The organism is Nocardioides malaquae (assembly GCF_015070385.1).
In the GTDB taxonomy this organism is placed as follows: domain Bacteria; phylum Actinomycetota; class Actinomycetes; order Propionibacteriales; family Nocardioidaceae; genus Nocardioides; species Nocardioides malaquae.
On record NZ_JADCSA010000361.1, the window covers coordinates 1 to 274 of the forward strand.

A 274-nucleotide genomic window follows, 5' to 3' on the forward strand; every position below is an offset into this window, starting at 1 on the left:
TTCAGCTTTTTTGTGTAACAATCGCGTGAGTTTAATTGATAAATCGGTTAAAATGATTTTGGAATTTTCGTTACGCTCAATGTGATATATCGCATCCTGTAGTTCATTACTAATATCCATAATATTATTGCCATGCACAAAAGGCGCAAATTTTTCTAACTTAAAAGATTCGGTCTTCGGTTCCAGAAATACTAAATTGTTGGCGCTATAATTATAAAGTAAAGCTTGTCGGAAAAAATCAATGCAAAATTGAAGAAATTGTTTTTGGGTTTCC

General features: G+C 31.8%; 1 protein-coding gene. It reads right to left on the bottom strand.

What is annotated here, in order from left to right; genetic code table 11:
* Positions 1-274, bottom strand: a 274-nt coding sequence (locus IEQ44_RS18585; protein ID WP_227487634.1) for a hypothetical protein, incomplete at both ends; no start/stop codon positions are given.